This window comes from Sphingomonas sp. Leaf28, from assembly GCF_001421685.1.
GTDB classification, from domain to species: Bacteria; Pseudomonadota; Alphaproteobacteria; order Sphingomonadales; family Sphingomonadaceae; genus Sphingomonas; species Sphingomonas aurantiaca.
The window spans coordinates 34896-49356 of sequence record NZ_LMKX01000011.1; the positions used below are offsets into that span (position 1 = coordinate 34896).

A 14461-nucleotide genomic window follows, 5' to 3' on the forward strand; every position below is an offset into this window, starting at 1 on the left:
TTCACGCTTCTTCGCAAGGACACGACGAATGGATGATCAGGACAATGGCGTGACCGCGCCCGGCCAGATGGGCGACCAGCCGCTCGCGAATGGAGAGGACACGATCCCCGCGGCCGGCCTGATCTCGCAATACGTCAAGGATCTGTCGTTCGAGAACCCGAACGCGCCAGCAGTCTACCAGAACCAGACCCCGCCGGCGATCGACGTGCAGTTTAACATCGGCGCGGCGCAGGTCGGCGACGAGGTGCACGAAGTCGTGCTGAAGATCGACGTCCGCGCCGAGACCGAGGGCCAGGTCGCGTTCATCGTAGACCTGTCGTACGCAGGCCTGTTCGGACTGCGCAACATCCCCGCTGAGCATGTCCAGCCGTTCCTGCTGGGCGAGGCCCCGCGCCTGCTGTTCCCGTTCGCACGCCGCGTGCTGTCGGATGCGGTGCGGGACGGCGGCTTCCCGCCGCTGCTGCTCGAGCCGATCGATTTCGGTCAGCTGTACCTGACCCAATCGGAGCAGCAGGGCATCCAGCCCAATGTCGGCGATTTCGGCCAGGCCTGATCGACCGGGGGCGGAGCGCACTCTAGATGAACCTGACCAAGGCGCTGGGATCGGTCGGCGGGCTGACGCTTGCCAGCCGTGTCCTGGGGTTGGTACGCGATTCGCTGTTTGCGCGGTTCGTCGGTGCCGGGTTCGCGTCGGACGCGTTCCTGATCGCGTTCCGCCTCCCCAACATGTTCCGCGCCCTCTTCGCCGAGGGCGCGTTTGCCGCCGCGTTCATTCCGATGTTCAATCGGAAGGTGGGCGACAAGAATGGCCGTGGCCTTCCCGACGGCATCGCCTTTGCCGAGGACGCGCTGTCGGTACTGCTGCCGGTGCTGATCGGCATGACGGTGCTGCTCGAAATCGCGGCCTGGCCCGTCACCTGGCTCCTGACCTTCGGGTTCAACGGCGCGAGCGCAGAGCGGTTCGACTATGTCGTCCACCTGTCGCGGATCACCCTGCCCTATCTGCTGCTCATCAGCCTTGTCTCGCTGCTCGGGGGCATCCTCAATTCGCTGCACAAATTTTGGATCAACGCCGCGGCGCCGATCCTGCTGAACGCGACGCTGATCGCCGCGCTGCTGCTGTTCCACGATCACCAGCCGCTGCTGACCGCGCGCAACCAGGCTATCGCGGTCACCGTGTCGGGCGCGCTGCAGCTCGGCTGGTTGATCTGGGCCTGCCGTAAGTCGGGCGTCTCGCTCCGCCTCAAGCGCCCGCAGCTCAACCCCGACGTGAAGAAGCTGATGTCGCTGATCTGGCCCGCCGCCGCCGGCGCAGGCGCGGTGCAGATCAACCTCGTCGTCTCGACCGCGCTCGCCGCAGCTCTCCTCCCTGCGGGCTCGGTGTCGTACATTTATTTCGCCGACCGGCTGAACCAGTTGCCGCTCGGGCTGATCGGGATCGGTCTCGGCACCGTCCTGCTCCCGACCATCTCGCGCCAGCTCGGCCGTGGCGAGGAGGCGGAGGCGATGGCGACGCAGAATCGCGGCATGGAGCTCGCTCTGTTCCTGACGCTGCCCGCCACCGTCGCGCTGATCGTGTGCGGCGTGCCGATCGTCGGCGCGCTGTTCCAGCACGGCAAGTTCGCGCTCGACGACAGCGTGCTGACCGCGCAGGCGCTCGCCGCCTTCTCGATCGGGCTGCCGTCGTACATTCTCGTGAAGGTGCTGACGCCGGGCTATTATGCGCGCTCGGACACGAAGACGCCGGTGCGCTACGCAACGATGTCAATGGTCGTGAACCTCGTCCTCAACCTCGCCTTCATCAAGCCGCTGGGCCATATGGGCCCGCCGCTCGCGACCGCGATCGCGAGCACGGTCAACGTCGCGATGCTGTATCGCACGCTCGTCCGGCGCGGCCATTTCACGCCCGACGCGCGGCTGGTCCGGCGGACATGGCGGCTGGTGGTCGCAGCGCTGATCATGGGCGGCGTGATGTATTTCCTCAACGACCTGTTCCAGCCGTTCGTGACGGGCAGCAGTGTCGAGCGCTGGGGCGCGATGCTTGTGCTGGTCGCGACCGGCGGCGTCGTCTATGCGATCGCGACATTGCTCACAGGCGCGTTCCGGCTGGGCGACATCTCCACGCTTCTGCGTCGTTCCAAGTAAGGTTTCTCCATGCGCGTCGTCTCCGGCATCAAGCCCACCGGTAATCTCCATCTCGGCAATTACCTGGGGGCGGTGAAGCAGTGGGTGACGCTGCAGGACGACGTCGCGGCGCAGGGCGGGGAGTCGATGTTCTTCATCGCCGACCTGCACGCGCCGACCGAATGGATCGCACCGGCGGAGTTGTCGTCGCACACGATCGAGGTCGCCGCGACGATGATCGCGGCGGGCATCGATCCGGCCAAGTCGATCCTGTTCAACCAGGCGCGCGTGCCCGCGCACAGCGAGATGGCATGGCTGCTCAACACCGTCGCGCGCGTCGGCTGGCTGAACCGCATGACGCAGTTCAAGGACAAGGCGGGCAAGAACCGCGAGGGCGCAAGCGTCGGGCTGTATGACTACCCGGTGCTGATGGCCGCCGACGTGCTGCTCTACAACGCGACCCACGTGCCCGTCGGCGAGGACCAGAAGCAGCATCTCGAACTCGCGCGCGACATCGCGACCAAGTTCAACGGCGATTACGGCGTCGACCTGTTCACGCTCCCCGCGCCGCTTATCAGCAAGGCCGCGCCGCGGATCATGTCGTTGCGCGATGCGTCGGCGAAGATGTCGAAGTCCAATCCGTCCGAGCAGTCGGTGGTCAAGCTGATCGACAGCGACGACACCATCGCCGACAAGTTCCGCAAGGCGAAGACCGATCCCGACCTGTTGCCCGCGACCGCCGACGAACTCGGCGACCGCGCGGAGGCACGCAACCTGCTGACGATCTATGCCGCGCTGGCGGATACGGACGTGGCGAGCGTGCTGGCTGAATATGGCGGCAAGGGGTTCGGCGCGTTCAAGCCCGCGCTGGCCGATCTTGCGGTGGCCAAGCTCGGGCCGATCCGTGACGAGATGGTGCGCCTGCTCGACGATCGCAGCGCGGTGACCGCGGTGTTGCAGGCGGGTGCGGAGAAGGCACGCGCGCTGGCAGCGCCGGTGTTGAAGCAGACGCAGGACGCGATGGGATTGCAGGTCTGAGCTGAGACCGGGCGCGTACCCTAACGCTGACGGGCGGCACGAATAAGCGCCGCCCCCCTTCCCGTCATCCTGACGAAAGTCAGGATCCAGGGTCAAGATCGTTGCGGTTTGTGGCTCTGGATCCTGACTTTCGTCAGGATGACGCGGAAGAGCCTTAGCCTTCCAGCTCGCGCATCAGCACGCGCACGGCCGCGTCGATATCGCGATCCGAATCGCGCAGTTCCTCGATCTTGCGCACCGCGTGGATCACCGTCGAATGATCGCGCCCGCCGAATTTCCGCCCGATCTCGGGCAGCGAGCGAGTCGTCAGCCGCTTGGCCAGATACATCGCGATCTGCCGCGGCCGCGCGACAGCCCGCGCGCGCCGGGCCGAAATCAGGTCTAGCGGCTTAAGCTCGAAATGCGCTGACACCAGCTTCTGGATCTCGTCGATCGTCACGCGCTTCTGCGCCCCGCGCAAAACCTCGCCGAGCGTGGCGACCGCGAAATCGAGATCGATCGTGTCGCCGGTCAGCTGCGCATAGGCGACGACTCGGTTGAGCGCGCCCTCGAGCTCGCGGATGTTCGCATGGATGCGGCTGGCGAGCAGGTCGAGCACGTCGGTCGGCACGCGCATGTCGGGCAGGTCGACCAGCTTGCGGTCGAGGATCGTCCGGCGCAGCACGAGGTCGGGCGCCTTGATGTCCGCGACGAGCCCCACCGACATGCGGCTGACGATCCGCGCCTCGACGCCCTCGAGCGCCTGCGGGCAGCGATCGGCGGAGATCACCAGCCGCTTGCCCGCCGCCATGATCTCGTTGACCGTGTGAAAGAATTCTTCCTGCGTCGCGTCCTTGCCGGCGATGAACTGGAGATCGTCGATCAGCAGCAGGTCGGCGCCGCGCAGCCGCTGCTTGAACGCATGCGTGTCGCGCGCGCGCATCGACGCGACGAAATCATACATGAAGCGCTCGGCGGACATGCACAGCACGATCGCGTGCGGATTATGCTCGAGGAACGCATGGCCGATCGCGTGCATGAGGTGGGTCTTGCCCTGCCCCGTATCGCTGTGGAGGAACAGCGGGCTGAACCGCACCGGGCCGGGCTCGGCGAGCACCTTGGCCGCGTTGAACGCGACCTTGTTCGACGGATCGACGACGAATCGCGCAAAGGTGTAGCGCGGGTCGAGCGGCGGGCGCTCGGCGGGCACGGCCATCACCACCGGGGCGGCGACGGGCACCGCCGGCGCGGGCTTGAGCGAGGGATCGACCCCGAACTTCATCACGACCTGGATGGGCTCGGCCGCCGGCTCAGGTGGCTTTGGCTTGAGGACCTCGGGTTCGACGACCGGCGCCGCGACGGGCGCAGGCTCGATCGCCAGCACGACCGGCGCGCGCGCGGCAGCGCGTGTCTCGATCTGCACGGTACGCACGTTGGGCAGGATCTGCTTGAACTCGAGCACGAGTCGATCGGCGTAATGGTTGCGAACCCAGTTCGTCATGAACGCCGAGGGCAGCGCCAGGCGGATCGTGTCGCGATCCTCGCCCGGGATCAGCTCGATCGGCTTGAGCCACTGCTCAAACAAGCGTGCCCCCGCCGACTCCCGCAGGGACGTACGCACACGAGCCCAGGCCTTTTCGGCCTCGGTCGCGTGGGTCATCGTTCCTTGCCACTTCGTCACGCGCACACTTCTCCGACCCCGCGCGACACGCGCGCAGGTGATATAGTCCCGACAGAAAATGGTGCCCCGACGACCCAAAGGGTCACCCGGCATCTTCGCCCCGATTGTTGCTGCAGCGGTGGAAACCACCGTCGCTGTGGGATCCGTTATGAAGCGATCGGCGATCCGAGCAAGGCCCCGACGCGTCACATTTTCGAAATAAAGCGGGTTGACTTGATCAAGCCGCGGAAATGCGTCGATATTTTTATAAGTGGCTGTCTTTACGCATTTTTTGCGAATTTAGACTTGCCATGACGTAATCGTGCACCACTCGAATCGTGGGGAATCCTCGGGTTCTGCGAACTTATCCTATGTTCTGTTCGCAGACGCAAAAAACCCGCCGGAGAGACCCCGGCGGGTGATCCACGCAGCAATGACGGATCGCTTAGGCGAGCCCGGTCACGGCCTTGGTCAGACGCGCGAACTTGCGGCTCGCGGTGTTCTTGTGCAGCACGCCCTTGGCGACGCCGCGCTGGAGCTCAGGCTGTGCCGCGGCCAGTGCGGTGGTCGCTGCGCCCTTGTCGCCCGAAGCAAGTGCTGCTTCGACCTTCTTGATGAAGGTACGGATACGGCCGACGCGGTTGCCGTTCACTTCCGCGCGACGGTCGTTGCGACGGATACGCTTTTTCGCCTGCGGCGTGTTCGCCATGAAGCCCTCTGGATGTTCGAATGAATAAAAAGGGGCGCCGGATTGCTCCTACGCCCTCTCGAAGCCGCGGCCCTAGCCACTTTGCGTCAGATCGTCAACCGCGTTGGCACGTTGGACACCAGAAGGTCGACCGTCCGCCCTCGGTCCGCCGCCTGACGATCGCGCCGCATTCGCACGGTTCGCCCTCGCGACCATAGACTCGCCACTGCTTGGAGAAATAGCCGAGTTCGCCGTCGGGCCTGACATAATCGCGCAGCGACGAGCCGCCTGCCAGGATCGCGGCGGTCAACACCGTGCGAATCGCCTCGACCAGACGTTCGAGTCGGACCACCGAGATTCGCCCCGCCGCCCGGGTCGGCGCGATCCTCGCCATGTGGAGCGCCTCGCACACATAGATATTGCCGAGCCCCGCGACGATTCGCTGATCGAGCAACATCGCCTTGATCGACGCGCCGCGCCCTTCGAGCGCCGCCAGTAGATATGCCGCGGTCAGATCGGGGCCGAGCGGCTCGGGGCCCATGCTGAGGAAAGGAGGGTAATTGGCGATATCGTCGGTCGGCCAAAGATCGAGAAAGCCGAATCGCCGCGGATCGTTGAGCGCGACGACCCGCCCCGCCTCGGTGCCGATCAGCAGGTGATCATGCGCGAGGAGCTCGCTCGGATCGACTCGCCAGCGTCCCGACATGCCCAGATGGAATACCAGGGTATCCCCGCGATCGGTGTCGATCAGCCCGTATTTCGCGCGGCGACCGAGCGCAGTGACGGTCGCCCCCGTCATCCGCTGGCGCAGGTCGACCGGGATCGCTTTGCGCAGGTCGGCGCGGCGCGGCTCGACCGAGGTCAGGCGCTGGCCCTTCAGCACGGGCTCCAGCCCGCGCACGGTGGTTTCGACTTCTGGTAACTCTGGCACGCTTTGCAGCTAGGTTGCGTTTGCTCGCGCCACAAGGCGCGGCTAGAGCGCAGGCTATGAACGATATTGTGCCCGCGCCCCAAACCGTCTCCTTCGGCTATGAGGATATTCCCGCCACCGAGAAGACCGCCCGCGTCGGCGGCGTTTTCTCGAACGTTGCGGGCAAATATGATCTGATGAACGATGCGATGTCGGGTGGCATGCACCGGCTGTGGAAGGATCGCTTCGTGCGCCGCGTGAAACCGCGCGAGGGCGAGCAGATCCTCGACATGGCAGGCGGCACGGGCGACATCGCGTTCCGCATGGAGCCATCGGGCGCGTCGATCACGGTCGCCGACATCAACCCGCAGATGCTTGAAGTCGGTATGGAGCGTGCGCAGAAGCGCGGTCTCGACGGCTTGGTGTGGACCGAAGCCAATGCCGAGACGCTGAACTTCCCCGACCGGTTCTTTGATGCGTACACGATCGCATTCGGGATCCGGAACGTGACCGACATCCCCAAGGCGCTGCGTGAGGCGCACCGCGTCCTGCGGCGTGGCGGGCGGTTCTACTGCCTCGAATTCTCGACGACGGTGTGGCCCGGTTTCGCCGAGGTGTACGACGCCTATTCGCACAAGATGGTCCCGAAGCTCGGCCAGCTGCTCGCGCAGGATGCGGACAGCTATCGCTATCTGATCGAGTCGATCCGCCGGTTCCCGGACATGCCCAAGTTCAAGGGCATGATCGCGGATGCGGGCTTCGTGCAGACCAAGGTCGAGCCTTTGCTGGGCGGACTGGTCGCGATCCACTCGGGTTGGAAGATTTAGTGACCACGCGAAGGCGCGAAGACGCGAAGAGGGGTTCACGCGGAGACGCGGAGACGCGGAGAGTAAGCGCCGCTCCCGCGCGACAGCGCTTTGCTCCCCCTTCGCCGGTGATGAAAAGCCGCAGCCGCAGCCGCGGCGAGGCGCCCCCCCTCCGCGCCTCCGCGCCTCCGCGCGAACCCATTCTCACTTCTCTTTGCGCCTTCGCGCCTTCGCGTGAATCGATCTCTCTTTCGGACACGCACCAACTGTGACCGCCTCGACCACCCACGTCTGGCGTCTTCTCAAATGGGGCCGCATCCTAGCCCGCCACGGCGCGCTGCGCGGGATCGAGCGCGATCCCAATACGCCAGCGCCCGTCCGTCGCCTTGCGCGGATCGCCCGGTTAGGCGCGCGCGTGCCCGCCGTGCCGCGCTATGCCGATGCATTCCAGGCGATCGGCCCCGCTGCGATCAAGCTCGGCCAGACGCTCGCCACGCGTCCCGATCTCGTCGGCGAGGACGCGGCGCACGACCTGCTGCGGCTGCAGGACCAGCTCTCCCCTGTCCCCTACGCGACGATCGAAGCGGCGATGCTGGCAAGCTTCGGCAAGCCGCTGGAGACATTGTTCTCGCGCATCGAGCAAGTTCCGGTTGGCGCGGCGTCGATCGCGCAGGTCCACCGCGCGGTCACGACCGACGGCCGCCAGGTCGCGGTCAAGGTCCTCCGGCCCGGCGTCGAGGATGATTTCGCGCGCGCGATCGACACCTATAGCTGGGCGGCGGCACAGCTCGAGGCGCTCAGCCCCGAGGCGATGCGTCTTCGCCCGCGCCTCACGATCGAGACGTTCAAGCGCTGGACGCTGCGCGAACTCAACTTCCGCCGCGAAGCGGCCTCCGCGTCCGAGCTCGCCGAGGGCATGACCGCCGAGCCCGATTTCGTCATCCCCGCGATCGACTGGGCGCGCTCGACCGCAAAGGTCATGACGATCGAGTGGATCGACGGCATCAAGCTGTCGAACCGGCCGGCGCTCGTCGAGGCCGGCTACGACCTGCCGGGTCTTGCGCAGACGCTGGTTCGCGCGTTCCTGCGCCAGGCGATCGCCGACGGGTTCTTCCACGCCGACATGCACCAGGGAAACCTGTTTGCACTGCCCGGCAACCGGATCGCCGCGATCGATTTCGGCATCATGGGCCGGATCGACCGGCGCGCGCGCGTCTGGCTTGCGGAGATCCTCTACGGCCTGATCACCGGCAATTATAAGCGCGTCGCCGAGATTCATTTCGAGGCGGGCTATGTGCCTGCGCACCACGACGTCGCCGAATTCGCCACCGCGCTCAGGGCCGTCGGCGAGCCGATGCGTGGGCTGCCGGTCAAGGACATGTCGATCGGCATGATGCTCGACAGCCTGTTCTCGATCACGCGCGATTTCGACATGGTGACTCAGCCGCATCTGCTGCTGCTCCAGAAGACGATGGTGATGGTCGAGGGTGTCGCGACCAGCCTCGACCCCGACATCAATCTGTGGGAGGCGGCAGAGCCGTTCGTGCGCGACTGGATCCGCGGCGAACTCGGCCCCGAGGCGATGATCGCCGACCGGCTGATCGCCGATTTCCAGACGCTGACCCGGCTGCCTGAACTGGTCCGCCGGATCGAGGCGCATTACCCCGCCCCCGGTGGCGCCCCGCCGACGATGCCGCTGCGCGAGATCGAAGTGATCCGGATCGGCGGCGGCTGGCGCTACGGTCTCGTCGCGGTCCTCGCCGGGGTGGCGGGCGTCGTGGCGACGCTGCTCTTCAATTGACGCCATGAGGACACGTCGGGCTGCTCCGATATGGCTGCTCAGCCCGAGCCGGTTCGCAGGAATGCCACGCACGCAGGCGAGGATCGGCCTTGGCCTGTTCGTGCTGCTTCTCGCCGCCTGCCTGACCGCACTCGGATCGCCGGGGCCACGGCCCAGTGCAGGGTCGGGCTCAGCCCCCAATGTCGCTACAGCCGACGGCCCACCGCCGGGGCAAACCGACCTGCTCCTGTACCAGACGATCGTATCCGGGGTCGGTAGCGGCGCAAACTACTACACCGTCGCTGCCGAGTCGCAGCGGATGGGGCATTATCCGCTGAAGCCCTTCTTCGCCGTCCGCCTGCCGACACTGGCGGTGATCCAGGCCGCGTTGCCGCCGACGATCGTGAACTTGCTGCTCCTGCTGTTGTGCGTCGCCACGATCCTGGCCTGGGTGACGCGGCTTCGACCAGAGACGACCGGGCTCGTCGCACTCGGTACCGTTGGTCTGCTGGTGGTCGGGGGGCTCTACGTGAACCTCGATCCCAGTTTCGTGGTGTTCCACGAAGTCTGGGCCGGGCCACTGATCGCGCTGTCGCTCGCGTTGCGCCGGCCTGGTCACTGGCTGTCCGCGGTCGCGTTCGGACTGTCGGCGATGCTGATCCGCGAGACCGCTTTATTATACGTGGCGATCATGGCGGTGTTTGCCTGGAACGAAGGCGAGCGGCGCGAGACGCTGGCCTGGCTGGGTGCGATCGTGATCTTCGCGGGGGTGCTGGCGTTTCACGCCCATGCCGTGGCGCTGGTCACCGGCCCGCTCGACCGCGTGTCGCCGGGCTGGAGCGGGCGCGAAGGCTTCGGCTTCTACGTGACGCTCGCGACGATCTCGTCCGGTCTCGACCTGCTGCCGCAGTGGCTCGCGTCGCTTGTGCTGGGCACTTCGCTGTTTGGCTGGCTGGCGTGGCGCGATGCCACGGCAACCCGCGCGCTCGCGGTGTTTGCCGGCTATGCCGCGCTGATCGCGCTGCTCGCGCGCAGCGACAATTTCTATTGGGCGCTGATGACGACGCCGGTGCTGTTGGTCGGGATCGTGTTCGCGGTCGACGGCCTGCGCGACATGATCGCGGCCGCGCGCGATACGCGGCGCATTACGGTGACGCGCGTAATCCGCTAGACGCATCCCATGACGCGTATCCTCCTCATCGTCGGCGGCGGCATTGCCGCGTACAAGGCGGCCGAACTCATCCGCCTGCTCAAGACCCGCGGCCACGCCGTACGCTGCGTGATGACCGAGTCCGCGCACCATTTTGTCACACCCATGACGCTCGCCGCGCTCAGCGAGGACAAGGTCTACACGACGCTGTGGGATCTCAAGGACGAGGCCGAGATGGGGCATATCCAGCTCAGCCGGCAGGCCGACCTGATCGTCGTCGCGCCCGGCACCGCGGACCTGATGGCGCGGATGGCCGCCGGGCTCGCGAACGATCTGGCGACGACGCTGCTGCTCGCGACCGACAAGCCCGTCCTCGTCGCGCCGGCGATGAACGTGCGGATGTGGCGCCATGCCGCGACCGTCCGCAACGTCGCCCAGCTGCGCGCCGACGGCGTGCATGTGATGCAACCCGACGAGGGGATGATGGCCTGCGGCGAATACGGCCCCGGTCGCCTGCCCGAGCCGCCCGCGATCGTCGCCGCGATTGACGCAATGCTCGCCCCTGCTCCGCCGAAACGGCTGGCGGGCCGCCATATCCTCGTTACCGCAGGACCGACGCACGAGCCGATCGACCCGGTCCGCTACATTGCCAACCGCTCGTCGGGCAAACAGGGCTTCGCAATCGCCGCAGCGCTGGCACGGCTCGGCGCACGCGTGACGCTGGTCGCGGGCCCCGTGACTCTGCCGACCCCGCCCGCAGTCGACCGGGTCGACGTGGAGACCGCGCGCGAGATGGCGGACGCGGTGAACCGTGCGCTGCCCGCCGATGCCGCGGTCATGGTCGCCGCGGTTGCGGACTGGCACGTCGATTCGGCGCCGCAGAAGATCAAGAAGGGCGATGCCACGCCGATCCTGAAGCTGGCGGAAAACCCAGATATTCTCGCCACATTGGCGCGCAGCCCGCATCGTCCCCGCCTGCTGATCGGTTTCGCCGCCGAGACCGAGCGCGTCATCGAACACGCGGTTGCCAAGCGCGTGCGCAAGACCGCCGACTGGATCGTCGCCAACGACGTTTCGGGCGACGTGATGGGCGGCGCGGACAACAGCGTCCACCTGATCACCCCATCGGGCGTCGAAAGCTGGGAGCGGCTGCCCAAGGACGCGGTCGCCACCCGACTGGCGGAGCGTACCGCCGATGCGCTAGAAGCCGCGCCATGATTCATATCGAACTGAAACGCCTGCCGCATGGCGAAGGCCTGCCCCTGCCTGCCTATGCCACCGAGGGCGCCGCGGGCATGGACGTCGTTTCCGCCGAGGCGCTGACGCTCGCCCCCGGCGCGCGCGCCGCGGTCGCGACCGGCTTTGCGATCGCGATCCCCGCCGGCCACGAAGTCCAGGTCCGCCCCCGCTCCGGCCTCGCGCTCAAGCACGGCGTCACCTGTCTCAACACCCCCGGCACGATCGACAGCGACTATCGCGGCGAAGTGAAGGTGATCCTAGCCAATCTCGGCCAGGATCCGTTCGCGATCGCGCGCGGCGACCGTATCGCGCAACTCATCCCCGCGATCGTGCTGCGCGCGTCAATCGATGAAGTCGACGCGCTCGAGGACACGGCACGCGGCGCGGGCGGCTTCGGATCGACCGGCCGATGATCGCCACGCTGCTCGCCTTGCTCCAGGTTGTCGCGACGCCCACCCAGACGACACCTCCCATCCCTTCGCCGCCGACGGTCCCGAGCCTTCCGCCCTCTGGCGGCCCGTCGACCGGCGTCCCGCTGGCCCCGCAGGACTGGAGCGGGCTTCCCGTCCTGCGCATGCGCCGGTCCGCGACGACGCAGGCGAACACGTCGACCTATGTCCATGGCGAGGTGCTTGCCGGACGATGCGACAAGGCGGTCCGGACCGATAGCGGCTGGACGCTGACGCTGGATCTGGCGGTGCTCGCGACGCCGCAAGGCAGGCTGCGCCGGGTCACGCCGCGCGCGATCGATTGCCCGACGGTGGAGCAATATGCCGCCGGCGTGCTTGTCGGGACGCCGCGCGATTCGCTCGACCTCGGCGATCCGCAGGGCGATACCTGGTACCGCACCAGCATGACCTTCGCGTGGACGGGCAATTGACCGGCATGACGCTGTCCGACGACGAGCTGACCCGGTATGCCCGCCATATCGTCCTGAAGGAATTCGGCGGCACCGGGCAGACGCAGCTAAAGGCCGCGACGGTCGCGGTGGTCGGTGCAGGTGGCATCGGCTCGCCCGCGATCCAGTATCTCGCGGCCGCGGGTATCGGTCGGCTGATCCTGATCGACGACGACACGGTCGAGCCTTCGAACCTCCAGCGCCAGACGATCTTCACGACCGCCGATACCGGCGTGCCGAAGGTTTCGGCGGCGGCCGATGCCGCGCAGCGGATCAACCCGCACGTGGCCGTCACGACTCACCGCGTCCGGATCGATGCCGCCAATGCCGCCGCACTCCTGGCGGGCACCGATGTCGTGCTCGACGGCTGCGACAATTTCGCGACCCGGTTCTGCGTGGCGGACGCGGCGCATGCGCTGCACATCCCGCTGGTATCCGCCGCGGTCGGCCAGTTCGAAGGGCAGCTTGCGACCTATCGCGGGTGGGAAGCCGACAAGCCGTGTTACCGCTGTTTCGTCGGTGATGATCCCGAGCGCGCGGAGACGAGCTGTGCCGAGGACGGCGTGCTCGGCCCGGTGACGGGCGTGCTCGGCAGCCTCGCCGCGCTCGAAGTGCTGCGCGCGATCGCGCGGTTTGGCGACGATCAGGCGGGCAAGCTGCTACTGATCGATCTGCTCGCGCTGCGGTTCCGGACGATCCGGCTGCACAAGGATCCGGGTTGCCGGGGCTGCGGATCGGGGTCCGCCCGGCTGGCCGACTAAGCCCCGCACAGCCTTGACTCCCCCGTCAGTTCCGCTAAGGCGCGGCTTCGTTCGGCGGGCTTGCTCGTCGAACTCCGTCCGAGACAGTGGGTGCGCCGGGTTTGCCGGTGCTTAATCTCCCACCTAGACGGGGAATGAGATTTTGTCGGCCCATTTGCGTGCCGCCCCTCTCCCATGCCCCATCGACGAGACACCCGGAGACGCGGGCTTGTCTGCGCCTCCGGTTAGTAACCGGGTCCACCATGCAAATGGTGAACCTGAAAACGTGGAGAATGGCATGGATCGTGATCAAAAGACCGCGGCCGTAGCCGAGCTGAACCGCACCTTCTCCGAGGTCGGCGTCGTCGTTGTGACGCGCAACCTCGGCCTGACCGTCGCACAGTCCACTGTGCTGCGGAACAAGATGCGCGATGCCGGCGCGACCTACAAGGTCTCGAAGAACAAGCTTGCCAAGATCGCCATGGACGGCACCGACTACAGCTCGCTGGGCGACATGCTCACGGGTCCGGTCGGTCTGGCCAGCTCCATCGATCCCGTCGCGGCCGCCAAGGTGGTCGTGGAATTCGCGAAGACGAACGACAAGTTCGAAATCGTGGGTGGGGCGATGGGCGCGACGACCCTCGACGTCGACGGTGTGAAGGCGCTCGCAACGCTGCCCTCGCTGGACGAACTGCGTGCCAAGATCGTTGGCCTCATCGTGGCACCTGCCACGAAGCTGGCAACGATCACGCAGGCTCCGGCAGCGCAGCTCGCGCGCGTGCTTTCCGCCTACGCGGAGAAGGAAGCCGCCTGATCTTGCAGGCTTTCTCGTTACTTTTTGAACTGATGGGGCATGTGCCCCGAGATGGAGATTTATCATGGCAGACCTGAACGCGCTCGTTGAGAGCCTGAGCGAACTGACCGTTCTCGAAGCAGCTGAGCTTTCGAAGCTGCTCGAAGAGAAGTGGGGCGTTTCGGCCGCAGCAGCGGTTGCAGCACCGGCAGCAGGCGGCGGCGCAGCTGCTCCTGCAGCAGAAGAGCAGACCGAATTCGACGTCATCCTGACCGGCGACGGTGGCAAGAAGATCAACGTCATCAAGGAAGTCCGCGCAATCACGTCGCTCGGCCTGACCGAAGCAAAGACGCTGGTCGAGTCGGCTCCCAAGGCCGTCAAGGAAGGCGTGTCGAAGGACGAAGCCGCCAAGATCAAGGCACAGCTCGAAGCAGCTGGCGCGACCGTCGAGGTCAAGTAAGCCGCAGCGGGAGAGACGATTTAGCTTCGGCTAAATCGCACTCCAGCAAGGCCGGCCGGCGGCATTCATGCCGACCGACGAAGCAGGGGCTTTGCCCCTGCTGGCTGCAGCTACAAAAAAGGGCGGCCCCAGCGATGGGGTCGCCCTTTTTCGTATGTGCCCTCCGCCCAAACGCGCACCCAAGGCGCACAGAAAT

General features: G+C 66.4%; 15 protein-coding genes. 12 read left to right on the forward strand and 3 right to left on the reverse strand.

The window, feature by feature from the left end:
* The first annotated feature begins 28 nt into the window (after nucleotides 1-28).
* Genes secB through trpS form a run of 3 tightly spaced genes read left to right on the forward strand, consistent with a single transcriptional unit; the run spans nucleotide 29 to nucleotide 3162 of the window.
* Nucleotides 29-553, forward strand: coding sequence for a protein-export chaperone SecB (secB, locus tag ASE79_RS17770; RefSeq protein WP_056419870.1), 525 nt, complete (start codon nucleotides 29-31; stop codon nucleotides 551-553).
* 26 nt (nucleotides 554-579) lie between these two features.
* Complete coding sequence (gene murJ, locus ASE79_RS17775) at nucleotides 580-2145, forward strand: murein biosynthesis integral membrane protein MurJ (RefSeq protein WP_056419872.1); 1566 nt, start codon at nucleotides 580-582, stop codon at nucleotides 2143-2145.
* Between the two features lie 9 nt (nucleotides 2146-2154).
* Nucleotides 2155-3162, forward strand: coding sequence for a tryptophan--tRNA ligase (gene trpS, locus ASE79_RS17780; protein ID WP_056419876.1), 1008 nt, complete (start codon nucleotides 2155-2157; stop codon nucleotides 3160-3162).
* A gap of 154 nt (nucleotides 3163-3316) precedes the next feature.
* Here the strand turns inward: trpS and dnaA are convergent, their stop codons facing one another.
* From dnaA to mutM, 3 genes are all read right to left on the reverse strand, one after another.
* Nucleotides 3317-4801 (reverse strand): chromosomal replication initiator protein DnaA, encoded by a 1485-nt coding sequence (gene dnaA, locus ASE79_RS17785; RefSeq protein ID WP_056420507.1) that lies wholly within the window; start codon nucleotides 4799-4801, stop codon nucleotides 3317-3319.
* 445 nt (nucleotides 4802-5246) lie between these two features.
* On the reverse strand, nucleotides 5247-5510 hold the full coding sequence (rpsT, locus tag ASE79_RS17790; RefSeq protein WP_031394736.1) for a 30S ribosomal protein S20: 264 nt from the start codon (nucleotides 5508-5510) through the stop codon (nucleotides 5247-5249).
* 94 nt (nucleotides 5511-5604) lie between these two features.
* The gene (gene mutM, locus ASE79_RS17795) at nucleotides 5605-6420 is read right to left on the reverse strand and encodes a bifunctional DNA-formamidopyrimidine glycosylase/DNA-(apurinic or apyrimidinic site) lyase (protein ID WP_056419879.1); all 816 of its coding nucleotides are present in this window, start codon (nucleotides 6418-6420) and stop codon (nucleotides 5605-5607) included.
* Between the two features lie 56 nt (nucleotides 6421-6476).
* Between mutM and ASE79_RS17800 the strand changes: the two genes are divergently transcribed.
* The 9 genes from ASE79_RS17800 to rplL all read left to right on the forward strand — a co-directional run bounded on the left by ASE79_RS17800 (nucleotide 6477) and on the right by rplL (nucleotide 14265).
* Complete coding sequence (locus ASE79_RS17800) at nucleotides 6477-7226, forward strand: class I SAM-dependent methyltransferase (protein ID WP_056419881.1); 750 nt, start codon at nucleotides 6477-6479, stop codon at nucleotides 7224-7226.
* A gap of 247 nt (nucleotides 7227-7473) precedes the next feature.
* A complete protein-coding gene (gene ubiB / locus ASE79_RS17805) occupies nucleotides 7474-9006 on the forward strand; it encodes a 2-polyprenylphenol 6-hydroxylase (RefSeq protein WP_056419884.1) in 1533 nt (510 codons plus the stop codon).
* Between the two features lie 61 nt (nucleotides 9007-9067).
* Nucleotides 9068-10156 (forward strand): hypothetical protein, encoded by a 1089-nt coding sequence (locus ASE79_RS17810; protein WP_235517044.1) that lies wholly within the window; start codon nucleotides 9068-9070, stop codon nucleotides 10154-10156.
* A 9-nt stretch (nucleotides 10157-10165) separates the two neighbouring features.
* Nucleotides 10166-11353, forward strand: a complete 1188-nt coding sequence (gene coaBC, locus ASE79_RS17815) for a bifunctional phosphopantothenoylcysteine decarboxylase/phosphopantothenate--cysteine ligase CoaBC (RefSeq protein ID WP_056419890.1) — start codon at nucleotides 10166-10168, stop codon at nucleotides 11351-11353.
* Complete coding sequence (gene dut, locus ASE79_RS17820) at nucleotides 11350-11787, forward strand: dUTP diphosphatase (RefSeq protein ID WP_056419893.1); 438 nt, start codon at nucleotides 11350-11352, stop codon at nucleotides 11785-11787. Before coaBC ends, dut begins: the two co-directional genes overlap by 4 nt.
* A complete protein-coding gene (locus tag ASE79_RS17825; RefSeq protein ID WP_056419895.1) occupies nucleotides 11784-12254 on the forward strand; it encodes a hypothetical protein in 471 nt (156 codons plus the stop codon). The genes dut and ASE79_RS17825 overlap by 4 nt, the downstream gene beginning before the upstream one ends.
* Nucleotides 12255-12259: 5 nt before the next feature.
* Entirely contained in the window at nucleotides 12260-13033 is a 774-nt protein-coding gene (locus tag ASE79_RS17830; protein WP_056419898.1) for a HesA/MoeB/ThiF family protein, read from the forward strand.
* Nucleotides 13034-13310: 277 nt separating this feature from the next.
* Complete coding sequence (gene rplJ, locus ASE79_RS17835) at nucleotides 13311-13826, forward strand: 50S ribosomal protein L10 (RefSeq protein ID WP_055879768.1); 516 nt, start codon at nucleotides 13311-13313, stop codon at nucleotides 13824-13826.
* A 64-nt stretch (nucleotides 13827-13890) separates the two neighbouring features.
* A complete protein-coding gene (rplL, locus tag ASE79_RS17840) occupies nucleotides 13891-14265 on the forward strand; it encodes a 50S ribosomal protein L7/L12 (RefSeq protein ID WP_031392842.1) in 375 nt (124 codons plus the stop codon).
* The last annotated feature ends 196 nt before the right edge of the window (nucleotides 14266-14461 follow it).